The organism is Streptomyces sp. NPDC014882 (assembly GCF_043081325.1).
Taxonomy (GTDB): domain Bacteria; phylum Actinomycetota; class Actinomycetes; order Streptomycetales; family Streptomycetaceae; genus Streptomyces.
In genome coordinates this window covers 49,360-73,546 of sequence record NZ_JBIBWL010000008.1, presented here as the reverse complement: position 1 = coordinate 73,546, position 24,187 = coordinate 49,360, and the positions used below count along the sequence as shown (strand labels likewise).

The following is a 24,187-nucleotide window of genomic DNA, read 5'->3' as shown; positions in this document are numbered from 1 at the left end:
GCGCTAACCCCCCCGCCGGGGGGGGGGGGGGGGGGGGGGCGCCCCGGGGGGGGGGGGGGGGGGGGGGGGGGGGGGGGGGGGCCCCCCCCGGCCCCCCCCCCCCGGCGACGTGCTCACACCGCCGGTGTGCTCCGGACGGTCACGGTCCCTCCGCGTTCAGCCGGCCCGGCCGGCGCCGAACCGCCGCCGTCGTGCGTCGTGCGTCGGAGCGTTCAGGGCTTGGCGGAGTACACGACACCGGCCAGGTTCTGGGCCGCGGAGCCCCACACCTGGTCGTACAGGGAGGAGTCGACGCCGAGCGTGTGGAGCAGCCAGGCGGTCGTGATGCCGTAGGTCAGCTTCAGCTGGGCGGCGCGGGTGACGGTTCCGCTGTCGCAGCCGATGCCGGAGCTGTCCTCGAACCCGCAGTGGAACCCACCGGTGATGACGCGCAGCTGAGTGGCGGACGCCTTGGCGTCGTACATCTTCTGCTGGTTGCCCGCCACGCCGGCGATGCTGTCGGCGCTGCCGCCGACGTACTGGACGGGGATGCCCAGCGCGCCGGAGGCGGTGACCGCCGAGGGATTGGTCTCCGCCGCCGCGAGGGTGGAGACGGACTTGACGGCCGGGTTCCGGCTCGCGGCGAGCAGTGCCGAGCCGCCGCCCATGGAGTGCCCCGAGAGGGCGAGCCGGCCGGTGCTGACCGCGCCGGCGAACCGCGAGCCGGTGGTGCTGTTCTGGGTGGTGAGCCAGGTGAGCGCCGCGTTCAGATCGTCGGCGAACGCCGAGTGGCTGGGGAGGAGGCCGCCCTGGGACTTGGGCACGACGGTGATGACGCCCCAGGAGGCGTAGTGCTTGAGCAGGCTCTCGTACTGGGTGACGGCCTGGAAGAAGCCGTGCCCGAAGGCGAGGCCGGGGTGGGAGCCGGCGGCGACCGGCGCGTTCGCCCCGGCCGTCGTGCCGGGGTACCAGACGCGTGCGCTGAACGAGCGGCCCGAGGCGGAGACGGTGAGGTCGGTGTAGGCGACGGGGAACGACCCCGTGGTGGAGGGGTCCGCCGCCCGGACCGGGGCCGCCGCCTCGGACGCGTGGGCGGCGGACGCCGAGGAGAGGGCGGCTGCCGCGCACAGCAGCAGCGCGGTCAGGGACCGCAGGAGTGTACGGAACACGAGATCACCTTTTCTGTGGGGAGGAAGCAGTGATGTCCGGTGGTACGTCTCCGTGGTGTGCGGGTGTGCGGGTGTGCGGGTGTGCGGGTGTGCGGGTGTTCTGGGGCTCTGGGATGTGGGGCTCCGGGGCCGGAGACCCACTCCGCCGCGGCCACAGCCGTGAGCCCGAGCGGTGTGCGGGAGAAAGCTCATCGAGCGGGGAACCGCGCCGGACCCGGAGCGAACCCGGCTCGGCCGGGACCGGTCCGTGCGCACCGACGGGGCACGACGCGTACGGCCGGGAGGCTCTGGACCGGCTGGTCGCGAGGGGTCGGAAGAGGGTGGGGGGGGGCGCGGTGGGTCCCGCCCGCCGCGGCCACCGGTCGCCGGGACGCTCAGGCCCGGGGCACGCGGGGAAGCAGCCGCGCGGCGTGCGGCCGGCCGCAGGGCCGTGGCGGTCGAGCGGACCGGGTCGGCAGCCGGCCGGTGTCCCGCGCCCGGCAGCGGGACGACGCCCTCGCGGTCGGGTTTCCTCATCGGTCGTCCCGCGCCCGGAACTCGGCGAGCAGCGGGATGACGAGACGTTCGAGATTCTCGCGCCGGGCCCGGGGACCGACCCCGGTGAGCTGCACGGGACTGTTCGGCGTCGGGACGTGCGCGACGAGCGCCAGGTGCGGCAGGAGCACCAGGAGGAACGACAGCAGCGCGTCCAGGTCGGCGTCCTCGCGCAGGTCCCCGGCGCCGACGGCACGTTCCAGGAGGGGGCGGAGACCGGCCAGGTACATGGCGTTCACGGGTTGCCTGACCGCGTCCCGGACCGCCGGGTCCAGCTCCATGACGGTGGCGGCGGCCACCCCGCGCTCCAGCGGCTGCCCGGCGAAGTACTCGAGCCAGGCCTCCAGCGCGTCGACGAGGTGCGTGGTGAAGTCGCCGGTCCCGTCGTAGCCGTCGAGCCAGGGCTGCATGTGCGCGTAGACGCGCAGGGAGGTCTGCTCGGCCACGTAGGAGAAGAGGTCGAGCTTGCCGGAGAAGTACTGGAACAGGGAGCCCTTGGCGACCCCGGCCTCGCGGGCGATGACGTTCAGGCTGCCCGTGGAGTAGCCGTGGGCGCCGAACTCGTCCATCGCCGCGACCAGGACCCGCTCGCGGCGGGCGGGCGACAGCCGGGTCCAGGTGGGAGTGGGCATGGACACCCCTTCATGTGACCGGACGGTCATGTGACCGCCCGGTCATGGTGGAGGCGCCCCTCGTCGCAAGTCAACGGGCCTGACGGGTATGGCTGTTAATGACTCCACGCGGAACGCCCCTGGCCTCCCTCGGCGCCGGTCGCCTGCCTACGGCTCCCGTCCCGGACGGACGACGGGCGAACGGCCCGCCGGGAGCGGAGCCGTGCCCGCGGACCGGTCGTCGCGGCCACCGTGGCGCGCGGAGCCGTCGCGGCCACCGTGGCACGCGGCCCGCAACAGCCCCTGCGCCGGGCGATGCCGTTCCCCGCGTCAGCCGTTCCCCGCGTCAGCCGGTGCCGACGCCGGCCTCGTCGAGCGCGGCGAGGGCGGCGGCGGCTTCGACCTGCAGGGGGCTTCGCAGCGCGGCGAGGGCGTCGCGGGCGGTGCGCAGCGTCTCGCGGGCCTCCGGACGCCCCAGGGCGGCGAGCACCCGCCCCAGGTCGAGCCGGGCCTGCTCCGCCCAGGCCGCCATCTGCACGGTGTCGAAGGCGGCGAGGGCCTGCCGCAGCGGTGCTTCGGCCTCCTCCCGGCGTCCCAGGGCCGCCAGGTCGTTGCCGATCTGCTGCCGGGCGACCGCGTGGTACACCGTGATCACCTGGTCCGTCCGGCCGGGAACCCCCGCGCGGCAGATCCGCTCGCTGCGGCGGTGGATGTCCAGCGCCTCGGCCGCCCGGCCGCTCAGGCGCAGCAGGGTGCCCAGGGTGTTGAGGATCGACAGTTCGGCCAGCCGGCTCTGCGGCGACTTCTGCGGGGCGAGGCAGCGGGCGCCCTCACGCAGGCGTTCCTGGGCCTCCTCCGTGCGGCCCAGCCGGTACAGTGCGCCCGCGCCGTAGCCGAGTGCCCAGCCTTCCTGAAGCCCGTCCCCGCACGCGCGGGCCGCCGCGAGTGCGGCGTCGGCGCTCGTCAGGGCGGCGCGCGGGTCGTGGACACAGTGGTTGTAGGCCCAGGCGAGGTAGTTGAGGTGCACCGCCTCCTCCCGCCCGCTGCCCAGCAGACGGGCGGAGTCGGCCGAGAGCCGGAACACCTCCACCCACTGCTCCCAGTGCTGGTTGAGGTCGGAGAACCAGTGCATCGCCTCCGCCGTGTCCACCACCTGCCGGTACCCGCCGGTCGCATGGGCCCGGCGCAGCGCGGCGAGCCACTGGCCCCGCTCGGTCTCCAGCCAGGTCCGTGCCTCCTCCCGGCCCGCGGGCGCCCGGTCCGGGTCCGGGTCGTCCTGCGGGACGGCCCGTTCGTGGTCGACGTCGAAGTGCAGCGCGGCGACGGTGGCCCGGCGCAGCATCCAGGACGCGGTCCGGTCGAGGGCGGCGTCGCGGACCTCGGGGCCGTCCTCGGCCTCGACCTGCTCGACCGCGTACAGCCTGAGCAGGTCGTGGAAGCGGTACCGCTCGGCGACGGCGTCGCTCTGGAGCAGTCCGGCGTCGGTCAGTTCCTCGGCGCGGGCGACCGCCTCGTCGTAGGGCAGATCGGCCAGGAGCGCCGCGGCCCGGGGGCTGAAGTCCGCACCGGCGGCCAGCGCGGCGCGCCGCAGCAGGGTCCGCGAGGCCGGCAGGAGCTGCCGGTAGGAGAGCGCGAAGGCGGCCCGCACCCGCAGGCTGCCGGCCTGGAGGCCGTCCAGCCGCCGGCCCTCGGCGGCGAGACGGGCGACGAGCTTGCCGAGGCGTTCGTGCGGCCGGCTCAGGAGCCGCTGGCCGGCGATCCGGACGGCCAGCGGCAGGTGCCCGCACAGGTCGGCGAGATCGCGTGCGGCCTGGGCCTCCGCCCGCACCCGCTCCGGGCCGATGATGCGGGTCAGCAGTTCCACCGACTCCTCGCGTCGCAGCAGGGCCAGATCGGTGCGGTGCACGGACTCCAGACCCGCCAGGGCGTGGCGGCTGGTGACGATGGCCAGGGACGGTCCGGCCCCCGGCAGCAGCGGGGCGACCTGTGATTCGTCGGCGGCGTTGTCCAGCAGCAGGAGCATGCGCCGCTCGCCGGCCAGGGAGCGCCACAGACCGGCACGGTCGTCGGTGCCGGCCGGTATCAGAGCGTCGGCGACCCCCACCGCGCCGAGCAGCCGGGCCAGCGCGTCCCGGGGGGTGACCGGCTCGGGATCCATGCCGTGCAGGTCCAGGGCGAACCGCCCGTCGGGGAAGTGCGGGGCGAGGCGGTGCGCGGCACGCACCGCGAACGCGGTCTTGCCCAGCCCCGGCTGCCCGGTGACCACGGTGGCCACCGGCCGGTCCGGACCGGCCTCCCGCACCAGGTCCAGCAGCCGGGCGAGGGCCGGTCCGCGGGCCGTGAAGTCCTGGATGTCGCGCGGCAGCGCCAGGGCGCCGGGGCCGGCCGGGCCGGTGACCGGCCCGGGACGCGGCCTGCCGAGGGCGGCCGCCCCCTCCAGCCCCGCCGCCTCGTCGCCGTCCAGTTCCAGCGCTTCGGCCAGCGCCTGCACCGTACGGCGCTGCGGCCCCCGGGTACGTCCGCGTTCCATGTCGGCCAGCGCCCTGACGCTCACCCCGGCCGCGTGGGAGAGCGCCTCCTGGCTCAGTCCGGCGCGGACCCGCAGAGCCCGCACCCGCTGCCCGAAGTCCCCTGTGGAAGGCGTGCCGTCGCGCACCGTCGCTGTCTCCCGTCGTCCGGCTCGTCCGCACGCGAGCCCCCGGCAGAAGTATCGCCGCCGGTACTTCTGCCGGGAGAACCGCCTGGGCCGCGGAGACCGGAAGTGATCGACTGGAGGCCGACGCGGAACGCCCCTCCCGGCCCCGCGCGGTCCGGGCGCCCCGGCGCACGGACCCGGCGGAGAACGAGTCCGCGCGGGCCGATCCGCGCGAGCCCGTCCGCATCCCGCCCTCCGGCCACCGGCCCGGCAAGGGCGACCGACCACCACGAGAAGCAAGCAGGACGACATCGGCCGACGGCACCGCCCGCGGCCCCGAACCACCTCACGGGGGAACTCTCCATGAACACCCAGCGCCACCGCTCCACGCTGCTCGCCGTCGCGGGCACGGCTCTCGCCCTGTCCCTCACCGCGTGCCAGAGCGACACGGACTCCGGGGCGACGTCCGCGCCGACCACTTCGGCCACCGTGGCCTCCTCCCCGGCGACCGCAGGCGAGGACACCGGCACGTCCGGCGCGACGGGGGCGGCCGACTCCGCGGACGCGACCGGATCGAAGGGCTCCACCGGCACCTCCGCGGGCTCCACCGGCACCTCCGCCGGCACGACCGGCTCGACCGGCGAGCAGGTGACCGCCTCCGCTCCGGTCTGCACCGCGCGGGACGTCCGCGTCACCGCCGCCACGCAGGACGGTCCGCCCTACACCCACATCGTCCTGACGGCCCGGAACACCACCCGGCACTCCTGCCGACTGGCGGGCTTCCCGCACATCCAGTTCCTGGAGAGCCACAAGAAGGACGTCCCGTCCGTCGCCAAGAGCAAGCCGGCCGCGCCGGTCGTGCTCACGGCGGGGGCCCCGGCCTACGCCCTGGTGAAGCTGTCGGACGGCGGGGTCGACGAGGACAACGAACCCGTGTCGGCGTTCTCCGTCATGCTGGAGGGCGACTCCACGGTCATCGCCGTCACCGCGCCCGGCAGCGACGGCATCGCCGTCGACCCGGTGAAGGCCCTCACCGGGTACTGGACCCCCGAACTTCGCAACGGCGCCGACGACTTCTGAGTCCCGTGCCAGGTGACGACGGCCGCCTCGGGCGGGACGGTCGCACCGGTCTCGGCGCCACGTCCGGGCCCACGCCGGTGTGACCGCGACACGTGCGGCGGACCGCCGCCGTCACCGCACCGTCACCGGCCTCGAGCACCGGACCGTGGACACTGCCCGCGACCGGCCCTTGGCGATGCCCCGGCGAACGCTCCGGCCGTTCGCCGGGGCATCGCCGGGGCATCGCCGGGGCATCGCCGGGGCAGGGCAGGGCGCGGGTCGGGTCGAGTCGGGGAGGTGTACCGCAGCGCGGCGAGCGGGGGCCGTCGGCCTTCTCTCCTTTCCCTGCGACTGCTCCCGGCCGGCCCCGGGGCGCACGGCGGCCCCTGCCCCGACCGAAGCCGTGGCGCGGGCTCAACACCTGTGCCGAACACGGCGACCCGGGCCGGTACGCCTCCTCGCGCCGACCGTTGCGAGCACGCTCGTCGGCTCGCGCCCCGGGCGTCCGGCCGAAGATGCGAGGGCCGCGGCCTGCTGTGATGGTGGAAGCACCACAGCACCGGCACCAGGACGCGACGGGAATGCGTACATGGACAAGTCACAGCTCGCCGAGAAGACCGCTCACCGTGCCGGCGACGGCGGGAACGGGCCGCGGCTCACCGCGGACGACGTCGGCCTGGTCCTCGACACGCTCTTCGGCACGGTCGAGCACCCCGGGACCATCGCCGAGGCGCTCAAGGGCCGGGAGGCCGTCACCCTCGGCAGCTTCGGCAGCTTCCAGGGCGCGGACGGCGCCGCCACGTTCCGGCCGGGCACCGCCCTCACCGCATACCTGCGGGACCAGATCCGATGAGCACCGCCCGTCGTGCCCGCCCGGCACGGCGACACACGGACCCGCCGTGGGACGCCTGACCCTCCACGCCACGGGCCCGGCCGGCCCCGAAACGGTCTGGCAGCGCTACGCCTGCGTCGACCGGTGGCCGGCCTGGTCCCCGCAGATCAAGGCCGTGCACACTCCCGATCGTCAGCTGACCTCCGGTATGAGCGGCACCGTGGAGTCGGCGGTCGGTGTCCGGCTCGCCTTCACCGTCGAACACGTCGACCACGACCGCCGCGCCTGGACCTGGCGCGTCCGCCTGGGGCCGATCCGGCTCCGCCTGCACCACGACGTGCGGACGCACGGGCGCGGCAGCACGACCGGGCTCACGATGGAGGGACCGCGGCCGGTGCTCCTGGCCTATGCGCCGCTCGCGCGACTGGCCCTGCGCCGCCTCGTGCGGCCGTGACCCGGCCCGACGGCGGTTCCCGCGGATCCTGCCGCCCCCGCCGCCGCGTACACCGTGCTCGAGACCGCCCGCTCCGCGCCGAACTCCGGGGTGAGGCAGCCGGTGAAGGTGTCGCAGCCGCAGTCGGTGGCGTCCACCTAGCAGGAGACGAGGGAGTGGGTGCTGCTCAGCGCCTCGTCTCGTACCTGGTCAGGACCACGCCGCCGGGAAACGTCCGCGTCTCCACCAGGTTCAGGTTCACCCAGCCGTCCAGCGAGGTGAAGAACGGCGTGCCGCCGCCCACCAGGACCGGATAAGCGGCGATCACGTACTCGTCGATCAGCCCGGCGCGCATGGCCGCCCCGGCGAGCGTCGCGCCGCCGATGGTCATCGGGCCGCCGTCCTCGGCCTTGAGCCGGCTGATCTCGGCGATCGCGTCACCGGTGACCAGGCGGGTGTTCCAGTCGACCTTGTCGATCGTCGAGGAGAACACCACCTTCGGCGTGTCCCGCCAGTTCCGCGCGAACTCGATCTCCGCCGGGGTGGCGTCGGGCTGCTGGTCGCCGGTCGGCCAGTAGGAGCTCATCGTCTGCCACAGCTTGCGCCCGTACAGCGACAGGCCACTCGCCCGCTCGTGGTCGAGCCACCACTGGAACAGCTCGTGGCTCGGCGGTCCGCTCCAGCCGATGTCGTCGCCGGCCGCGGCGATGTAGCCGTCCAGAGTCAGGTTCATGCCGTAGATCAGTTTCCGCATGGCTCAGCCTTCCGTCCGTGGGTGTCCGGCGTGTGGACCGGAACGGCGCGGGAAACTCATCGGTGCGCGGGCCGGGTTCGCCGGTGGTCCTCGTGCTCGGGGCTCAGCGTGGTGCACCCGGCCGACACGGGCAAGCCGCCTGATCTCGCACTCGCCCTCGCGAGGAAATGCCACGGGTTCGAGACCGATCACGGGTGACGAGGCCGTGAGACGGCCGAGAACGCCCAGGTCACGCAGGATCGGCAGGTCACGAGCGGCGAGCCCTCACCCTGCCGCCGCTACTCCGTCGAAGGGACCCAGGCACGCTCACCCGCGTCGTTCGTGCCGTACCAGTAGTGCGGCATTCCCTCGATGCCGGTGGTGCGGAACGGGCGGCCGTGGTCGTCGATGCGGATGGTGCCGGTGCGGCCCTCGGAGGACCAGTCGAGCTCGAGGTACCAGCGGGCGTCGTAGGCCTGTGCCGTCGCCTCGACCAGCAGCACCTCCGGGTCCTCGGCGGAGACGCGGTAGGGGAAGTGCACGGCGGGGACGGTCTGTCCGGTGTCGGCGCCGTCCTTCGGGCGGGCGAGGGGACGGACGGCGTCGAGGTCCACGGTGAAGCGGCGGGGCGTGAGGTCGCTGCCGCAGCCCTGGCCCATGGCGTACGCCCTCCCGGCGGCCGGGGTGCCGCGGCCTGCGACGCGCACGTGGAGCGCTTCGAGGACCACGGCCGTGGAGGACCGTCCCTGTACCGAGATCTGCACCATCGTGTGCCGCCCGTGCACCGCGCCCTGCGTCGCCGCCCATGCCCCGGCGTCCTGTTCCACCGGCGGCGGAGGCACCTGCGCGGGCGGCTTGTCGATGACGTAGTCGTGGTCGCAGCCCTTGTCCCAGACCAGGGAGTCCGTGGTCCAGGCGAGGGGCACACCGGTGGCCGGCTTCGCAGCCGGGGTGGGACCGCTGCCGGGGGTGGAGGGGGCGGGGGCTTCCCGCCCAGAGCTGGAGGACGTGAAGCTTCGGGAAGCGGAGGGGAAGGGGGGAGTGGCGGCCGACGGGTCCGCCGAGCGGTGGGGTGTGCCGGAAGCGCTCGGCCGCGGGCCCGCTGCGCGGGAGGCAGCCGCCTCGGAGGAGCGGCCGTCCGGCAGGGCGGACGTGCTCAGCACCGTGGCGAGCAGCGCGCAGGCGACGGCGGTGGACGCCAGGACCCGTCGGCGGCGGTACCAGGGACGGGCAGCGGGGGAGGGGATGGGAGGGGAGGCGAGGGAGGGAACGAGGGAGGACGAGTGAGCGGGCTGGTCCGGGTCGGGACCGTTCCCGGGTGGCTCCGCGGAGCGGCTCTCCCCGACGAACGCCCCGTCCCTGTTCGTGTTCGGCCCCGGCTCCGTGTCCGATTCCGACGCCGGCCCCAGGTCCGGCCCTGGCCCCGGCTCCGTGTCCGGTTCCGACGCCGGCTCCAGGTCCGACGCCGGCCCCGGCCCCGACGCCGGCGTCGGAACCGCGGTCTCCGCCAAGTCGGCCGTACGCGCCCCCTGTCGAGCCGCCACCGCCGACAACCACAGTCGGTGCAGCTCGAGCCGCTCCTCCCGTGTCGCCTCGCAGAAGGCCGCGAGCCGTTCCACCGGCGCGAAGTCCTGCGGCACCGCCTCGCCCGTGCAGTACCGGTGCAGCGTGGAGGTGTTCATGTTGACGCGGCGGGCCAGCGAGCCGTAACTCCGGTCCGTGCGGTCCTTCAGCCTGCGCAGCAGCGCCGCGAACTCCTCGACGTCGTCCCGCATCGGCACCGTCCCTCCGTCGTCCGCCCGCGATCCCGTATCCCAGGCACTCGTATCCCTGCACGTCAGATGGGCTGGGACGGTTCCACCCTCACCGAAGGGGCGACAGTCGTTGTGCCGGGCTCCGGTGACCGCCGATGCTCTTGGTGTCGCACCGAGCACGGTTGCGGGGACCAACCCGTGTTGCCCCTGCCGGCCGGCGGCGTCCGCAGCGGATCACGATGCGACGCCGCAGTCTCAGCCGATCCACTCGATTCTTGGAGGTTTTGATGGAGTCCGTCGTCCGGAAGGCGGCAGGCCTCGCGGGCGTGGGCATGGTCGTCGCAGCCATGTCCGTGGCAGGCGCGCCGGCAGCCCACGCGGAGTCCCCCACCCAGGGGTGCCCGTATCCCTACGTCTGCTTCTACGTGGACGAGCACGCCTATGAGGCGGGCACGCCGATCGCGAAGTACCGCGATGTCACCAGTTCCTACCAAACGGTCAGGGCTCGTCCGCACTACTACGTCGTGAACACCCGGAACGACGACGTGGCGTATCTACGGCTCCAGGACGGAACCTCGATCTGCCTGCGGCCGAACAGCCAAACCGTGTTCGCGAACGCCTACAGCGTCACCGGGATAAAGATCTCCAGCAGTTCCACCTGCTGAATCCACTCGAACGGTCGGCGCCCCCTCCGCGGTTCGGCGGGGAGGGACCGCCCACCGTTGCCGCACAGGCCGGGGCGCAACGACCGCCCGGCGGCAGTACGGCGACGACACCCTCCCGCACCTGCGCACCGGGACGCCTCTGTGCTCGAACGCCCGAGGCGCGGCGTCCGGTATCTCGCGGCACCCGCGACACCCCGCGGCACCCCGCGGCGCCTCACCGCACCCACCGCGCCCGCCGTCACACGACGGCCCCGGGGCGAGGACACCGGCCGAGAGCACCCGCACACGGACCAGAACCAGAGCCAGAGCCAGAACCAGAGCCAGAGTCAGAGTCAGAAAAGGAAGACACACATGAACAGGAAGTTCCCCGCACACCGTCGTCCGGGCCGCCGCGCGGCCTTCGCCGCCGGCCTCGTCCTGGCTGTCGGACTCGGTGTGCCGACGCAGGTGCCGGCGCAGGCGTCCGTCCCCGCCCCCGCGAAGACGTCCACCGCCGCACCGCAGTCGGTCAGCGGCACGCCCGGTCAAGCGGTGACCCGGGTCGGCGACTTCTACGGCGCGTACGTCGACGCGAAGGGCGACTACACGGACCCCGACGTCACGCTGGCCACGGCGCTCCGCCGGCACTACCTGACGCCCGACTTCGCCGAGCGGCTGGCGGCCTGGGAGAACGAGAACCAGGTGGACGGCGTCCTGCGCGCCCAGAACGTCCCGGCGCGGTGGACGGTGACCGACAACGGCACCGTGGGCAACGGCCATGAGGCCGTCGTCACCCTGACCTTCGGCAGCGGGGAGACGACGCGGAGGACCAGGCTCTTCGTGCTGGTGGAGCGGTACGACCACATCGCCGACATCGCCACCACGAGCGCCCGCTGACGGCGCGGCCGCTCCGCCCGCCCTCTCCCGGCCGGGACGGCGGGCGACCGCACCCCGCGGCGGCCGGTGGACGACCGTGCGCTGCAACGCCGGATCGACCGGTTCGTGGACGAGCCGGGTGGTCCGCCCGCGATCGTCGCCGTGCTGCGCGACGGCCGGCAGACCCGCGTCCTGCGGGCCGGCGTCGCCGACCTGGCGACGGGCCGCCCGCCGCGGGCGAGCGACCACATGCGGATCGCGAGCACGGCCAAGGCCTTCAGCGGAGCGGTGGCACTGTCCCTCGTCGACCGCGGCGCACTGGACCTGGACGACACCTTGCGCGAGCGCCTTCCGCAACTCCCGGACGCGTGGGGCCCGGTGACGCTGCGGCAACTGCTGAACCACACCAGTGGCCTGCCGGACTACTCGCGCGACCCCGAGTTCATCGCGGTGGTCGCGGCCGACCCGCGCCACCGCTTCGACCCCCGCCACCTGCTCGACCACGTGGCCGACGAGCCCCTGCGGTTCAGCCCGGGCAGCCGCTACGAGTACTCCAACTCCGACAACATCGCCGTCGCGCTGATGGCGGAAGCGGTCACCGGTACCCCGTACGAACAACTCCTGCGGCGACTCGTGTACGGGCCGCTGGAACTGCGCGACACCAGCCTCCCGCAGGGCTACCGCATGCCCGAGCCCTACCTGCACGGGTACGACGTGAGTGACCCCGCGTCTCCGGAGGACGTCAGCGAGCTCGTCAGCGCCTCCGGGGCGTGGGCGTCCGGGGGCATCGTCTCCACTCCGCTCGACATGACCCGCTTCGTCCGCGGCTACGTCTCGGGCGCGCTCTACGGCAAGGGCGTCGTACGGGAGCAGCGCCGGTGGATCGCGGGTGCGTCCGAACCCGCCGGTCCGGGGCGCAACGCCGCGGGACTAGGCGTCTTCCGCTACACGACACGGTGCGGCGTCGTGCTGGGCCACACCGGCAACTTCCCGGGCTACACACAGCTGGTGGCCGCCACGCCCGACGGCCGGCGCTCACTGACGTTCTCGGTCACGAGCCAGATCAACAGGGCCGGCGATCCCGCGCGGCTCGAGCGGCTGCGCGCCGTCCAGGAGGACTTCGTCTGCGCGCTGCTGCGCGACGGGCGGTGAGCGCGCGGTCGTCACCCCGGGCCGGCTCCCTGCCGGGCGGAAGCCCGGAAGGGAGCCGGCACACCGCCCACCGGACACGACCCGGTGTGCCGGGTCGGGAGTTCCGTCCAGATGCGCAGGGCTGTGGAGCGGCGTGTGCCGGGCGGCCGGAGGCCGGGTCGATGTCGATCCGGAGCGGGAGCGGCGTCGAGCGTCACGCCGGATCCGGGTGGCTGCTCGTCGAGCCGGCGGCGCCCTCGACGTGTCCTTCGGGACGGTCCCGTGACGGCGGGGACCGGGACGCGTGAGCGTCAGTCCCCGGTGCCGAGTCGGACGTCCTCGATCCCTTCGTCCAGGAAGGCGGCCAGGTCCTGGGCTTCGGCGCGGACGGCTTCTTGTTCCAGGGCGGTGAGGGTGCGGAGGGGGCTGACGCGGAGCCGGTGGCCGCGCACGGTCCAGGTGGCGGTGACGCGCCCGTCGACGAGGACCGTACGGTGGCCTGCCACGGACAGACCGAGGTGGGGGGCGTCGATGATGCGGCTGCGGTCGTGGTAGCCGAGGACGGCGTTGTCGAAGGCCGGGAGGAACCGGACGGGGGCCGGGGTGTCGGGGTGGGGGCGGGGTGCGTCGGGCAGATCGAGCAGTTCGCGGCCGCGTTCGTCGCGGAAGACGACGAGTTCCTCCCGGCAGGCCTTGACGGCGGCGGGAAGGCCGGCGAGGCCGCACCAGGCGCGCAGGTCCGCGCCGGCGGCGGGCCCGTAGGCGGCGAGGTAGCGGCGCAGCAGCCGCTGCCCGACGGGATCGCCGTCCCCGGCGGGCAGGGGGTCGACGTCCCGTTCCAGCCAGGTGGCCAACGGCAGGTTGCGCACGCCTGCCCGTTGCCGCCACAGGCCGCGGGGCGGGAGTTGGGCCATGGGGATGAGGGCCGCGACGAGCAGTTCGCCCAGGACGCGGCGTGGTGGACCGGGCCAGCGGTCTTCCAGGGCTCGCACGAGTTCGGTCATGGTGCGGGGCCGCCCGTCGGCCATGACCGCGCGGCCGGCGGCGGCGACCTCGTCCACGTCGATGCCGGCCAGCTCGCGCCGGTAGGTGCCCAGTACTCGCTGCCGGAGCATGGTGTCGTGGCGGGCCCGCCAGGCGAGTGCGTCGTCGGCGGTGACGAGGTGGACGGTGCGGCGCATCAGGTGGGTGCGCACCACCGTGCGGCCGGTCAGCGCGTCGTCCAGCCGGCCGGGTTCGAAGCCGGACAGGCGGGACCACAGGCCGACGAAGGGTTCCTGCGGTTCCTGCGCCTGCAGGCCGCACAGGTGGGCCACCGCCTCGGGCGCGGAGGTGTCGGTGCGCGTGAGCAGGTGCTGGCGGGCGAGGGTGGCGCGGTTGAGGGCGCGGCTGTCGAGGACGGTCCGTCCTGGCTCCCGTGTCCGCACGGTGACCCCTTTCCTTCCGTTGCCGTAGGTGTTCGGTGCCCGCGCCGTCCGGGCCGCGCGTGTCGCTGCGGTGGCCCGGACGGCGCGGTCCATGGCGGGCCGGCCGGTTCAGCCGTGGTACGGGGCGGTGACGTCCAGGACCCAGGTGACGCCGAAGCGGTCGGTGAGCATGCCGTACAGCGGCGCCCACGGCGCGGGCTCCAGCGGACGCACGACGGCCGAGCCCTCGGCGAGCCTGCCCCACAGGGCACCGATCTCCTCGGCGTCGTCACCGCGCACGGAGACGAAGAACGGGTTCTCGCCCTGGTTCCAGGGCAGCTGCGCGGGCACGTCGTAGGCCATGACGTGGAAGCCGTCGTCACCGGTCACCTCGCCCCACATCACCCAGTCCGCCTCGCTCTCGTTCTGTACGGCGCCCGCGTCCCTGTAGGTGACCGCGACGGTGCGTCCACCGAAGACGGACCGGTAGAAGTCCAGCGCCTCGCGCGCGGCGCCCCGGAAGTTCAGGTGAGTGGTGGTCGTGACGGACACGGCCTGCTCCTTGCCTCGATGTGACGAATGCGCCGCCGACCCGGCCGGTCCGGACGGCGACTGCCGTGACCAGGGGCGATGCCTCCTGAGCGGCTTGTACGCCACATTGGCAGGAGTAGCGGACAGGGTGTGTCCTCCACTGCGGGGACCATGGATCCCATGCAGAAGACCTCCTCCCGCCTCCTCGCGCTGCTCTCGCTGCTCCAGACCCCCCGTGACTGGTCCGGCGAGGACCTCGCCGGACGTCTGGACGTCACCTCGCGCACCGTGCGCCGCGACATCGACCGGCTGCGCGACCTCGGCTACCCGATCACCACCGTCAAAGGACCGGCCGGCGGTTACCGGCTGGAGGCCGGCACCCGTATGCCGCCCCTCCTGTTCGACGACGGCCAGGTCGTCGCCCTGGCCGTCGCGCTGCAGACCGCGGCCACCGGCACCGCCGTCGCCGAAGACGCCGCCCGGGCCCTGGCCACCCTCCGCCAGGTCATGCCACCCCACCTGCGCCACCGCATCGACCTGCTGCGCGTCACCGCCGTCCGGCCGCCCGCGGCCGGCGACACCCCCGAGGTGGACCCCCAGGTCCTGATGGAACTCAGCCGCGTCATCCACGCCCGCCAGGAACTGCGCCTCGACCACACCCCGGGCCCGGACACCGCGGCCGGCGCCCCCCGCCGCGTACAACCCCACCACCTGGTCACCTGGCGCCATCGCTGGTACCTCGTGGCCTGGGACCTCGACCGCGGGGACTGGCGCACCTTCCGCGTCGACCGCATCCGGCCCCGCACGCCCACCGGCCCCCGCTTCACCCCGCGCGAACTCCCCGGCGGCGACGTCTCCACTTTCCTCACCAGCCGGTTCCGCGGCAACGACGGCACCAGCACCGACTGGCCCTGCCGAGGCGAAGTCGTCCTCCACCTCCCGGCCGCCGACGTCGCCCCCTTCGTCCGGGACGGAACCGTCGAGGAACTCGGCCCCCACCACTGCCGGCTCACCCTCGGCTCCTGGTCCTGGACCGGACTCGCCGCCGCCCTCGGCCACTTCGACACCGACGTCGAAATCATCGGCCCACCGCAACTGGCCGCGGCGTTCGCGGACCTCGCCGCCCGCTACGCCCGCGCCGCAGGCCCGGGGACCGGTCCGCCGCCGTGAGAACGAACCTCACCACGCGGGAAACGGTCCTGCCCGGCTGTCCGTACCGGCCCGGCCGGCACCGGACCCCGCATCCGGTGGTGGCCGCGGGTCCCGGTGGGCGTCGCGAGCGGAACGTCCCGGCGAGGGAAGGCGCGGGCCGGCTCTGTCACGTGACGCGTTCCGGGGAACCGCGCATCGGCGCGTTCCCGGCCTGCGCCGGAAACGGCGTCGACACCCGCCCGGCGGTGCCGGCGGCACGCGCGGAACGGTCGGATCCGGCCTCCACGGCGCCGCCCTGACGGGCGAACCCGGAGCCCTCACCGCGGCACTCGGCGCCCCTGGCGGCCCCGGCGCGTCACCGCCCGGGCGCTCCGACGCGGAGCGCGTCCATGACGAGGTCCAGCAGGAGGGTCGCCCGGGGCTGCCAGTCGCTGTGCGGGTCGAGTGTCCACAGGCCCCCGATGGCGAGGAACAGGTCGTCCACCGTGATCCCGGGGCGGATGGCGCCGGCTTCCTCGGCGGCGCGGAGCAGGCGCTCGGCCGCCTCCGTCACCGGGGCGTGGCCCGGCTTCTGCGTGCCCGGCGCGCCGGTCGCCTGCCGGATCGCATCGGCCAGCCCCGCCTTGGTCATGGCGAACCGGGCGAGCCCGTCCATCCACTCGCGCAGCGCCCGGTCGGGTTCCCGGCCGCACAGCAGCGGGGCCGCGGTGTCGGCGACCTGCTGCATCTCGTGGCGGTAGATCTCCATGACCAGGGCCTCGCGGGTGGGGAAGTGGCGGTAGAAGGTCCCCTGCCCGACACCCGCCTTCTTGGCGATCGTGCTCAGCGGGGTGTCCGCCGAGCGGGTCAGTTCGGCCAGCGCCACCTCCAGGATGCGCGCGCGGTTGCGCTGCGCGTCCGAGCGCAGAGGCGCTTCCTTGTTCTGGCCCACTGGCCCTCCTCGCGGTGGTGGCCGAAACCCGGTCCTTGTTAAGCGGACAGTTGTCCGTTACGTTTTCCGGGCAACGGACAACTGTCCGCTTGTTCCCATCGTATCGGCGTGCCGTCCGCGCGGGACAGCCCGGGGCGGCCGGACACGGCCCACCTGCCCCGCCTCCCGCACGGTCGCGCACCGGCGCCGCCGGCCGCAGCGCCCACGCCCCCTCCCGACCCGCCTCACCACGTGAGAGAGAAGGCTTCCATGGCCTCATCGACGTCCAGCGACCTCACCCTGTCCGTCAACGGCGAGAAGTACCCGCTGACCGTCGACCACCGCACGACCCTGCTCGACGCCCTGCGGGAACGGCTCGACCTGACCGGCACCAAGAAGGGCTGCGACCAGGGGCAGTGCGGTGCCTGCACCGTCCTGGTCGACGGCCGCCGCAGCGTGGCCTGCCTGCAACTGGCGGTCGCGGCCGAGGGACGCGAGATCACCACCGTCGAGGGAGTGGCCGACGGCGACGAACTGCACCCGGTGCAGCAGGCGTTCCTCGACCTCGACGGCTTCCAGTGCGGCTACTGCACACCCGGTCAGATCTGCTCGGCCATCGCCGTGATCGCCGAACACGCCGCGGGCTGGCCGAGCGCCGTCACCCGCGACCTGCGACCCGAGGCGGGACCGCCGCCCCTGACCCCCGAGGAGATCCGCGAGCGGATGAGCGGAAACCTGTGCCGCTGCGGTGCCTACGTGTCCGTCGTCCAGGCCGTGACCCGCGCCGCCGAGACGAACGGAGCGTCGGCATGAGGGAGTTCGGCTACCGGCGCGCCCACGACGTCCCCGGCGCCGTGGCGCTGCTCGACGGTGACGCGGACGCCCGCTTCCTGGGCGGCGGCACCAATCTGATCGACCTGATGAAGACCGGCGTCGAGCGGCCCGCCCGGCTCGTCGACGTACGCGAACTCCCCCTGAACCGCATCGAGTCGACGCAGGACGGCGGACTGCGCATCGGCGCGACCGTCACCAACAGCGATCTGGCCGCCCACCCCGAGGTCCGGCGCCGCTACCCGGCCCTGGCCCAGGCGGTACTGGCCGGCGCCTCCGGGCAGCTGCGCAACATGGCCACGGTCGGCGGCAACCTGCTGCAGCGCACCCGCTGCGGTTACTTCACCGACGTCACCTCGCCCTGCAACAAGCGCGATCCGGGCAGCGGCTGCCCCGCCCTCACCGGTGAGCACCACAACCACGCCGTCCTCGGCGCCTCCGGTCACTGCGTCGCCACCCACCCCTCCGACATGGGCGTGGCCCTGACCGCCTTCGACGCCCGCGTCTCCTACGAGACCGCCGGCGGACCGGGCGAGCTGCCGCTCACCGACCTCTACCTGCCCGTGGGGGAGACACCGCACCGGGAGACCGCCCTGCCGCGGGGCGCCCTGATCACCGCCGTCACCCTGCCGCCCGGCGTCACGGCCGCCCACTCCCGCTACCGCAAGGTGCGCGAGCGCGCCTCGTACGCCTTCGCCGTCGGCTCGGTCGCGGCCGCCCTCGACCTCAGGGACGGTGTCGTGCACGACGTGCGCCTGGCCTTCGGGGCCGTCGCCTCCCACCCCTGGCGGGCCCGTGCGGCCGAACGCGCCCTGACCGGCGCCCCGGCCGACGCCGAGACCTTCGCCGCCGCCGCGGACGCCGAACTGGCGGCCGCGAGGCCCCTGCCCCGCAACGGATACAAGGTGACCCTGATGCGCAACCTCGTCGTGGCCGTCCTCAGCGAACTCGCCGAGGAGGCCGCCCGATGACCACCGCCACCACCGGCCGGTCCGCCGCCGGGCGCGCGACCGGCACCGCCCACACCCGCGTGGAAGGCCGCGACAAGGTCACCGGCGCGGCCCGTTACGCCGGCGAGATCCCCTTCGCCGAACTCGCCCACGGCTGGCTGGTGCTGTCCACCGTCGCCCGCGGCCGCGTCCGCTCCCTGGACACCGACACCGTCCTGGCGATGCCCGGCGTCCTCACCGTGCTCCACCACCACAACGCCCCGCGCCTCGACACCGGGTTCATCGGCATGATGGGCACCCCGCCGGACCCGAGCACCGGCCTCTTCCAGCACGACCGGGTGCCCCACCGGGGCTGGCCCGTGGCCCTGGTCGTCGCCGAGACGTCCGAACAGGCCAGGGAGGCCGCCGAGACCCTCGCCGTGACGTACGACGAGGAGCCGCACGACGTCGCGTTCTCGGCCGCACGGGAGGCCGAGGCGCACCCGGTCGACGGGCACGCGCCGGCCGTGGCGGAGAAGGGCGACCTGGACCGGGAACTCGCGGCGTCCGCCGTCGTGGTGGACGCCCGGTACACCACGCCGGAGGAGCACCACAACCCTATGGAGCCGCACGCGGCGACCGCCCGCTGGGAGGGCGGCCGGCTGGAGGTCGTCGACTCCAACCAGGGCACCACCTGGGTCGCGACGGAACTCGCGAACCTGTTCTCCCTCGACCCCGGCGCCGTGCGCGTGCGCTCCGAACACGTCGGCGGCGGCTTCGGCAGCAAGGGCGGGCGCGCCCACCAGGTGGCCGCCGTGATGGCCGCGACCGTGCTGCGGCGGCCCGTACGGGTCGTCATGACCCGCCGGCAGATGTTCTCCCTCGCCGGCTACCGCAGTCCCACCGCACAGCGCGTCCGCCTCGGCGCCGATCCGGACGGGCGGCTGCGCGCCCTGGAGCACCGCTCCCTGAGCCAGACCTCCACCGTGCACGACTTCGTCGAGCCGAGCGCCGCGGCCGGCCGGTCGATGTACGCCGCCGACGCCCACCACACGGCCAACCGACTGGTGCGGCTCGACGTCCCCACCCCGACCTGGATGCGCGCCCCGGGCGAGGCGCCGGGCTCGTTCGCGCTGGAGTCGGCGCTCGACGAACTCGCCGAGAAGTGCGGTGTCGACCCGATCGCCCTGCGCCTGCGCAACGAACCCGAGGTGGGGCCGGTCTCCGGACTGCCGTTCGCCGGGCGGAACCTGGTCGCCTGCTTCCGGGAAGGGGCCCGCAGGTTCGGCTGGGCGGAGCGGGACCCGCGCCCGGGCGTGCGCAGAGAGGGGCGCTGGCTGCTCGGCACGGGCACCGCGGCCGCCTCCTTCCCGGCGATGGCCATGCCCTCCACGGCGTCCGTGACAGCACAGGCGGACGGCACCTTCACGGTCCGGATCAACGCCGCCGACATCGGCACCGGCGCCCGGACCGCGCTCACCCTGGTCGCCGCCGACGCCCTGGAGGTGCCCACCGACCGCGTGCTGGTGCGGATCGGCGACAGCGACCTCGGCCCCGCGATGATCGCCGGCGGCTCCGCGGGCACCCGCTCCTGGAGCTGGGCCGTCACGGCCGCGGCCGAGGAACTGCGCCGCACCCTCGCGCCGGGCGGGGACGTCCCGCCGCAGGGCATCACCGTGCGGTCGGACACGACCGAGGCCGTCGGCGCGCTCGCGCAGAGGGAACGGCACTCCTTCGGGGCCCAGTTCGCCGAGGTCGCCGTCGACCCGGCCACCGGCGAGGTCCGGGTGCGCCGCATGCTGGGCGTCTTCGCGGCCGGCCGGATCGTCAACCCGCTCACCGCCCGCAACCAGCTCGTCGGCGGAATGATCTGGGGCCTGTCCATGGCCCTGCACGAAGAGGCCGTCCGGGACCCGGCGAGCGGCGGTGTCCACGGCGCCGACCTGGCCGGCTACCACGTCGCCGCGCACGCCGACGTCCCGCACGTCGAGGCCGACTGGGTCGACGACCCCGACCCCGACGACCCGATCGGCATCAAGGGCCTCGGCGAGGTCGGCATCGTGGGCGCGGCCGCCGCGATCGCCAACGCCGTCTGGCACGCGACCGGCGTACGCCACCGCCACCTGCCGATCCGGCCCGACCGCGTCCTGTCGGCGGGCGACGATGCTTGATCTGGCCGGAGCCCTGCACGCCTGGGCCGAGGAGGGCCGGGACTTCGCCGTCGCCACGGTCGTCGCCGTCGGCGGCAGCGCCCCGCGTCCGCCCGGGGCGGCCCTGGCCGTCGACGCCGACGGCACGGCGATCGGCTCGGTCTCCGGGGGCTGCGTCGAGGGCGCCGTGTACGACCTGTGCCGCCAGGCCCTGCGCGACGGCGGGCCGCTGACCGAGCGGTTCGGCTACAGCGACGAGGACGCCTTCGCGGTCGGACTGACCTGCGGCGGGACGATCGACGTGCTGGTCGTTCCGTTCTCCGCCGGGCGGGCGGTGCACGACGCCGCGCTGTCCGCCGCGGCGGACGGCGAGCCGGTGGCCCTGGCCCGGGTGGCGCGGGGCCCCGCCGCCCTGCTCGGCCGGGCCCTGCTCGTGCGCCCCGACGGCTCGTCCGGGGGCGGGCTCGGCGGCGGCCCGGAGCTGGACCGCACCGCGCGCGCCGAGGCCCGCGCCCTGCTGGACGCCGGCCGGACCGGCACGGTGGAACTCTCCGAGGACGGCACGCACTGCCCGGGCGGTGTCACCCTGCTCGTGGAGTCGGCCGTGCCGCCGCCCCGCATGATCGTCTTCGGCGCGATCGACTTCGCGGCGGCGCTCGTGCGGGCGGGACGGTTCCTCGGCTACCACGTCACGGTGTGCGACGCCCGGCCCGTCTTCGCCACCCGGGCCCGTTTCCCGGACGCCGACGAGATCGTCGTCGACTGGCCCGACCGGTACCTGCGGGGCACGGCCACCGACGGGCGGACGGTGCTGTGCGTCCTGACCCACGACGCGAAGTTCGACGTGCCCCTGCTGCGGGAGGCACTGCGCCGGCCGGCCGCCTACATCGGCGCGATGGGCTCGCGCCGCACCCACGAGGACCGGGAGCGGCGGTTGCGGGAGGCGGGCGTCGGCGAACGCGAGCTGGCCCGGCTGAGGTCCCCGATCGGGCTGGATCTGGGGGCCCGTACCCCCGAGGAGACCGCCGTGTCCATCGCGGCGGAGATCATCGCGGAGCGGCACGGCGGGACGGGGGCACCCCTCACCGGCGCGGCCACCCCGATCCACCGTCCGGACAAGGAGCCGCAGCCGGCCTGAGCGGTGACACCGGCAGCCGGCCTGAGCGGTGACACCGGCCGGGCCGGCTCCCGGCACCGTCCGCTCCGGCTCCCCGCCGCACCGGCACCGGATCCCGGGCCGGCCGACGGGGAGCCGGAGCGGCGGGGGAGGTACGGAAGGGCGGCCGCGGCGGAGGGGCGCGGCCGATGGAGTGCGTGTGGTGCATGGGTGACGGCTGAGCCAGGCCCCCGACAAGCCGAGTGGCGGGAGCCCCTTCCGCCGCTGTCGCGCTCCCGGGCGAGGAGATCCGTCAGCCCTTCCAAGGAGGCCCTGCGCCAAGCGAATTCGCTGGCCCGCAAAAGGACCCGTACGAGATGCCGCACGCGTGATCGAGTGAGAAGCCGCCGCTCGGGCTGCCGAGGAACAGCTGGAGCGCGACTACCGGCAGCGGCGGGCCGTGGGCCCGGACGCAGTGAAGACGGCTGTGGTTCATGTCGAGGAGCACGAACTGGTGCGGATCGTCTCCTGGCGGTCCGAGGAGTTCGCACGCACCCGGAACGGGAAGTCCATGCTGATCGGCAAGGGGCCGTCATCTCGCCGAAGCCGGTCCGGGTGGCACCGGCCCTGGCGTGATCACGACGATCCGCCCGGCCGCCGAGCGGGGACCGCGCCGTGGTTCAGCCGGAGGCCAGTGCGGCGTTCCACGCCGGGCTGTCGACGTAGTGGTTGTCGAAGCGCTCCGAGGACGCCTTGATCTCCTCGAAGCCGGCCTCGCCGCGCATCACCCGGCCCAGGAGCCGCAGGTAGTCGAAGCGCGCCATTCCCGGAGTGAAGGTGAACAGCACGTCCGCCGTGCACCCCGGGGCGGCGGCGAAGGCATGCGGGGTGTGCGGCGGTACGAGCAGGAAGTCACCGGCGCTCAGTACGGTGACCGCCTCCCCCAGCAGGACGCGCAGGGAACCGTCGATCACGTAGAACATCTCCGCGGCCCGCGTGTGGAAGTGTGCCGGCGCTCCCACCGCGCCCTCCGCGAAGGTCGAGCGGTAGCTGGTCAGCAGCCCGCCTGTCGCCTCGGAGTCCGCCAGCAGCGTCATCGTGCTGCTCGGGTCGCTCGTCGTCTCCGCCTCGGCGGCCCGGGTCACGATCGGCGCGAAGTCGGTACGGATGCTGCTCATGGCGTGCGCTCCCTTGGTGGCAGGCGTTTTCGTCGCCCTGGTGATCACTATTCTGGGCGGCGGGTTGACCGGGTGCCTGGGGCAATCCGTCCGCGGATTCCCGGGTCAATTCCACGGCACGCGTCCCGTGCCTCCGGCGCCACCGGTCTTGGCCGGGCTGTTCGGCTCCACCGCGGGGACCGGCCCGCGGGCTCTACGTGCGGAGCACCGGGTGAGCGACGAGATGCCGTCGGCCGGAGGGGACCAACTGCCCGCGGTCGCCGAGGCGTTGGCTGTGCTCCGACCGCCAGGGCGAACCGGGGTGCGGGTGCTCCCGGTCGACGCCGTGTATCCGGAGCGGCGCCGCCTGCACCGCGTCGGCATGCGCAAGGGCCTGTAGAGCGGGAACACCCTGCACGAGCGCGCCCGCGTCCGCCGGGTCCGCGTCTCCGACGCCCCGCCGGGGTTCTCCCGGCCCCGGTTTCGCCGCCGTCCGCGGGTTCCGAAACGTCCGGGTCCGTCGGCTGCGTCGGCCGCGTCGGCAGCCTGCCGTCAAGCGGCCGCCTGCCGTCGAAGGGGCGTGTGACGCCAGGCGGGCCGCCCTCGGGGCCTCACCCGAAGCGATTACTTGGCCAGCCACATAATCAGTGCTACTTTTATGTGGCTGGCCACGGAAAGTGGTCGGTGCGGCACCCCACCTGAGGAGATTTCGTCATGAAGGCCATCGTTTTCGACGTGTTCGGCGGTACCGAGGTTCTGCACGAGGCGGAGATCGACACTCCTCGTCCCGGTCCCGGCCAGGTCCGTGTGCGGGTACGGGCTGTCGGTGTCAACCCGGTGGACGGCAAGATCCGCTCCGGTGCCATGGAGGCCATCTTCCCCACCACGCTGCCCGCCGTGCCCGGCGGGGAGATCGCCGGTGTGGTCGACGCCGTCGGCGAGGACGTCGACCACCTGAAGGCGGGGGACGAGGTCCTGGGCTGGTCCGACACCGGCTCCTACGCCCAGTACGCCCTGGCGTCCGCGGCCGTCCTCGCGCCCAAGCCGGCCGGCCTGGACTGGGCGCACGCCGCCGCCCTGCCCGTGGCGAGCGACGGTGCCGAGCGAGTGCTGGACCTGCTCGGCGTCACCTCGGGGGAGACGCTGCTGATCCACGGGGCGTCCGGCGCGCTCGGCACCGTCGCCGTCCAGCTCGCCGTCGCCCGCGGCGCCCGCGTCATCGGCACCGCCGGACCGGCCAACCAGGAGTACGTCACCTCGCTCGGCGCGACCGCGCTGGTCTACGGGGACAACCTGGTCCAGCGGGTCCGCGAGCTCGCTCCCGACGGGGTGGACGCTGTCTTCGACGCCGCCGGCAAGGGCGCACTGGAGGACTCCGTCACCTTGCGCGGCGGCACCGACCGGATCGTCACCACCGCCGACTTCCGTGCCCGCGAACTCGGCATCGTCTTCGCCGAGGGCCCGCAGCGCCGTTCGGCCGCGCGGCTGGCCGAGCTGGCCCGGCAGGCCGCCGACGGCACACTGGTGACCACGATCAGCGCCACCTACCCGCTGGCCGAGGCCGCCGAGGCGCAGCAGGCCAGCGATGCCGGCCACAACCGAGGCAAGATCGTCCTCACCGTCGACTGACCGGTC

The 24,187-nt window shown here is 74.3% G+C and carries 21 protein-coding genes and 1 pseudogene; 13 read left to right on the top strand and 9 right to left on the bottom strand.

Annotated elements, in window-relative coordinates; translation table 11 throughout:
- Positions 1 to 212 precede the first annotated feature (212 nt).
- The 3 genes from ACF09K_RS19785 to ACF09K_RS19775 all read right to left on the bottom strand — a co-directional run bounded on the left by ACF09K_RS19785 (position 213) and on the right by ACF09K_RS19775 (position 4,949).
- Complete coding sequence (locus tag ACF09K_RS19785) at positions 213 to 1,148, bottom strand: alpha/beta hydrolase family protein (protein WP_392245205.1); 936 nt, start codon at positions 1,146 to 1,148, stop codon at positions 213 to 215.
- A 512-nt stretch (positions 1,149 to 1,660) separates the two neighbouring features.
- Entirely contained in the window at positions 1,661 to 2,314 is a 654-nt protein-coding gene (locus tag ACF09K_RS19780) for a TetR/AcrR family transcriptional regulator (RefSeq protein ID WP_392245203.1), read from the bottom strand.
- Between the two features lie 325 nt (positions 2,315 to 2,639).
- Positions 2,640 to 4,949, bottom strand: coding sequence for a helix-turn-helix domain-containing protein (locus ACF09K_RS19775; RefSeq protein ID WP_392245201.1), 2,310 nt, complete (start codon positions 4,947 to 4,949; stop codon positions 2,640 to 2,642).
- Between the two features lie 342 nt (positions 4,950 to 5,291).
- On the opposite strand from ACF09K_RS19775, the gene ACF09K_RS19770 reads away from it, so the two are divergent.
- The 3 genes from ACF09K_RS19770 to ACF09K_RS19760 all read left to right on the top strand — a co-directional run bounded on the left by ACF09K_RS19770 (position 5,292) and on the right by ACF09K_RS19760 (position 7,273).
- Complete coding sequence (locus ACF09K_RS19770) at positions 5,292 to 6,008, top strand: DUF4232 domain-containing protein (RefSeq protein ID WP_392245199.1); 717 nt, start codon at positions 5,292 to 5,294, stop codon at positions 6,006 to 6,008.
- A gap of 568 nt (positions 6,009 to 6,576) precedes the next feature.
- Positions 6,577 to 6,840: an HU family DNA-binding protein gene (locus tag ACF09K_RS19765; RefSeq protein ID WP_392245197.1), complete on the top strand. Its 264-nt coding sequence runs from the start codon at positions 6,577 to 6,579 to the stop codon at positions 6,838 to 6,840.
- Positions 6,841 to 6,886: 46 nt separating this feature from the next.
- Positions 6,887 to 7,273 carry an SRPBCC family protein gene (locus ACF09K_RS19760; protein ID WP_392245195.1) on the top strand — a complete coding sequence of 129 codons (387 nt, stop codon included), beginning with the start codon at positions 6,887 to 6,889 and terminating at the stop codon, positions 7,271 to 7,273.
- A gap of 166 nt (positions 7,274 to 7,439) precedes the next feature.
- Here the strand turns inward: ACF09K_RS19760 and ACF09K_RS19755 are convergent, their stop codons facing one another.
- Entirely contained in the window at positions 7,440 to 8,006 is a 567-nt protein-coding gene (locus ACF09K_RS19755; protein WP_392245194.1) for a dihydrofolate reductase family protein, read from the bottom strand.
- Between the two features lie 278 nt (positions 8,007 to 8,284).
- Complete coding sequence (locus ACF09K_RS19750; protein WP_392245192.1) at positions 8,285 to 9,760, bottom strand: helix-turn-helix domain-containing protein; 1,476 nt, start codon at positions 9,758 to 9,760, stop codon at positions 8,285 to 8,287.
- A gap of 326 nt (positions 9,761 to 10,086) precedes the next feature.
- Between ACF09K_RS19750 and ACF09K_RS19745 the strand changes: the two genes are divergently transcribed.
- The 3 genes and pseudogenes from ACF09K_RS19745 to ACF09K_RS19735 form a co-directional block, all read left to right on the top strand.
- The gene (locus ACF09K_RS19745) at positions 10,087 to 10,404 is read left to right on the top strand and encodes a hypothetical protein (RefSeq protein WP_392245190.1); all 318 of its coding nucleotides are present in this window, start codon (positions 10,087 to 10,089) and stop codon (positions 10,402 to 10,404) included.
- Between the two features lie 351 nt (positions 10,405 to 10,755).
- Positions 10,756 to 11,280, top strand: coding sequence for a hypothetical protein (locus ACF09K_RS19740; RefSeq protein WP_392245188.1), 525 nt, complete (start codon positions 10,756 to 10,758; stop codon positions 11,278 to 11,280).
- Positions 11,281 to 11,307: 27 nt separating this feature from the next.
- Positions 11,308 to 12,411 (top strand): annotated as a pseudogene (locus ACF09K_RS19735) (serine hydrolase domain-containing protein); the annotation flags it as partial.
- 290 nt (positions 12,412 to 12,701) lie between these two features.
- On the opposite strand, the gene ACF09K_RS19730 reads toward ACF09K_RS19735, so the two are convergent.
- Both ACF09K_RS19730 and ACF09K_RS19725 read right to left on the bottom strand, forming a co-directional pair.
- On the bottom strand, positions 12,702 to 13,817 hold the full coding sequence (locus ACF09K_RS19730; protein WP_392245186.1) for a winged helix DNA-binding domain-containing protein: 1,116 nt from the start codon (positions 13,815 to 13,817) through the stop codon (positions 12,702 to 12,704).
- Positions 13,818 to 13,925: 108 nt separating this feature from the next.
- Entirely contained in the window at positions 13,926 to 14,348 is a 423-nt protein-coding gene (locus tag ACF09K_RS19725; protein ID WP_392245184.1) for a VOC family protein, read from the bottom strand.
- A 159-nt stretch (positions 14,349 to 14,507) separates the two neighbouring features.
- On the opposite strand from ACF09K_RS19725, the gene ACF09K_RS19720 reads away from it, so the two are divergent.
- On the top strand, positions 14,508 to 15,497 hold the full coding sequence (locus tag ACF09K_RS19720) for a helix-turn-helix transcriptional regulator (protein WP_392245182.1): 990 nt from the start codon (positions 14,508 to 14,510) through the stop codon (positions 15,495 to 15,497).
- 337 nt (positions 15,498 to 15,834) lie between these two features.
- On the opposite strand, the gene ACF09K_RS19715 is transcribed toward ACF09K_RS19720, so the two are convergent.
- Positions 15,835 to 16,410: a TetR/AcrR family transcriptional regulator gene (locus tag ACF09K_RS19715; RefSeq protein WP_392245180.1), complete on the bottom strand. Its 576-nt coding sequence runs from the start codon at positions 16,408 to 16,410 to the stop codon at positions 15,835 to 15,837.
- Positions 16,411 to 16,659: 249 nt separating this feature from the next.
- On the opposite strand from ACF09K_RS19715, the gene ACF09K_RS19710 reads away from it, so the two are divergent.
- From ACF09K_RS19710 to ACF09K_RS19695, 4 genes are read left to right on the top strand one after another with little or no spacing between them, the layout of a single operon-like run.
- Positions 16,660 to 17,202 carry a (2Fe-2S)-binding protein gene (locus ACF09K_RS19710; RefSeq protein WP_392245178.1) on the top strand — a complete coding sequence of 181 codons (543 nt, stop codon included), beginning with the start codon at positions 16,660 to 16,662 and terminating at the stop codon, positions 17,200 to 17,202.
- Complete coding sequence (locus ACF09K_RS19705; protein WP_392245177.1) at positions 17,199 to 18,191, top strand: FAD binding domain-containing protein; 993 nt, start codon at positions 17,199 to 17,201, stop codon at positions 18,189 to 18,191. The genes ACF09K_RS19710 and ACF09K_RS19705 overlap by 4 nt, the downstream gene beginning before the upstream one ends.
- A complete protein-coding gene (locus tag ACF09K_RS19700; RefSeq protein ID WP_392245175.1) occupies positions 18,188 to 20,320 on the top strand; it encodes a xanthine dehydrogenase family protein molybdopterin-binding subunit in 2,133 nt (710 codons plus the stop codon). The genes ACF09K_RS19705 and ACF09K_RS19700 overlap by 4 nt, the downstream gene beginning before the upstream one ends.
- On the top strand, positions 20,313 to 21,437 hold the full coding sequence (locus tag ACF09K_RS19695; RefSeq protein ID WP_392245174.1) for an XdhC family protein: 1,125 nt from the start codon (positions 20,313 to 20,315) through the stop codon (positions 21,435 to 21,437). Before ACF09K_RS19700 ends, ACF09K_RS19695 begins: the two co-directional genes overlap by 8 nt.
- 638 nt (positions 21,438 to 22,075) lie before the next feature.
- Here ACF09K_RS19695 and ACF09K_RS19690 read toward each other — a convergent pair.
- The gene (locus tag ACF09K_RS19690) at positions 22,076 to 22,573 is read right to left on the bottom strand and encodes a cupin domain-containing protein (RefSeq protein WP_392245172.1); all 498 of its coding nucleotides are present in this window, start codon (positions 22,571 to 22,573) and stop codon (positions 22,076 to 22,078) included.
- Between the two features lie 211 nt (positions 22,574 to 22,784).
- Here ACF09K_RS19690 and ACF09K_RS19685 point away from each other — a divergent pair, with 211 nt between their 5' ends.
- Together ACF09K_RS19685 and ACF09K_RS19680 are read left to right on the top strand one after the other, a co-directional pair.
- Entirely contained in the window at positions 22,785 to 22,952 is a 168-nt protein-coding gene (locus ACF09K_RS19685) for a hypothetical protein (RefSeq protein WP_392245170.1), read from the top strand.
- A 314-nt stretch (positions 22,953 to 23,266) separates the two neighbouring features.
- On the top strand, positions 23,267 to 24,181 hold the full coding sequence (locus ACF09K_RS19680; protein WP_392245168.1) for an NADP-dependent oxidoreductase: 915 nt from the start codon (positions 23,267 to 23,269) through the stop codon (positions 24,179 to 24,181).
- Positions 24,182 to 24,187 lie beyond the last annotated feature (6 nt).

Coding starts and splice junctions, on each gene's coding strand:
- ACF09K_RS19690 (WP_392245172.1), bottom strand. CDS start 22,573: ATGAGCAGCATCCGTACCGACTTCGCGCCGATCGTGACCCGGGCCGCC.
- ACF09K_RS19770 (WP_392245199.1), top strand. CDS start 5,292: ATGAACACCCAGCGCCACCGCTCCACGCTGCTCGCCGTCGCGGGCACG.
- ACF09K_RS19695 (WP_392245174.1), top strand. CDS start 20,313: ATGCTTGATCTGGCCGGAGCCCTGCACGCCTGGGCCGAGGAGGGCCGG.
- ACF09K_RS19740 (WP_392245188.1), top strand. CDS start 10,756: ATGAACAGGAAGTTCCCCGCACACCGTCGTCCGGGCCGCCGCGCGGCC.
- ACF09K_RS19705 (WP_392245177.1), top strand. CDS start 17,199: ATGAGGGAGTTCGGCTACCGGCGCGCCCACGACGTCCCCGGCGCCGTG.
- ACF09K_RS19755 (WP_392245194.1), bottom strand. CDS start 8,006: ATGCGGAAACTGATCTACGGCATGAACCTGACTCTGGACGGCTACATC.
- ACF09K_RS19745 (WP_392245190.1), top strand. CDS start 10,087: ATGTCCGTGGCAGGCGCGCCGGCAGCCCACGCGGAGTCCCCCACCCAG.
- ACF09K_RS19750 (WP_392245192.1), bottom strand. CDS start 9,760: ATGCGGGACGACGTCGAGGAGTTCGCGGCGCTGCTGCGCAGGCTGAAG.
- ACF09K_RS19720 (WP_392245182.1), top strand. CDS start 14,508: ATGCAGAAGACCTCCTCCCGCCTCCTCGCGCTGCTCTCGCTGCTCCAG.
- ACF09K_RS19780 (WP_392245203.1), bottom strand. CDS start 2,314: ATGCCCACTCCCACCTGGACCCGGCTGTCGCCCGCCCGCCGCGAGCGG.
- ACF09K_RS19765 (WP_392245197.1), top strand. CDS start 6,577: ATGGACAAGTCACAGCTCGCCGAGAAGACCGCTCACCGTGCCGGCGAC.
- ACF09K_RS19680 (WP_392245168.1), top strand. CDS start 23,267: ATGAAGGCCATCGTTTTCGACGTGTTCGGCGGTACCGAGGTTCTGCAC.
- ACF09K_RS19710 (WP_392245178.1), top strand. CDS start 16,660: ATGGCCTCATCGACGTCCAGCGACCTCACCCTGTCCGTCAACGGCGAG.
- ACF09K_RS19700 (WP_392245175.1), top strand. CDS start 18,188: ATGACCACCGCCACCACCGGCCGGTCCGCCGCCGGGCGCGCGACCGGC.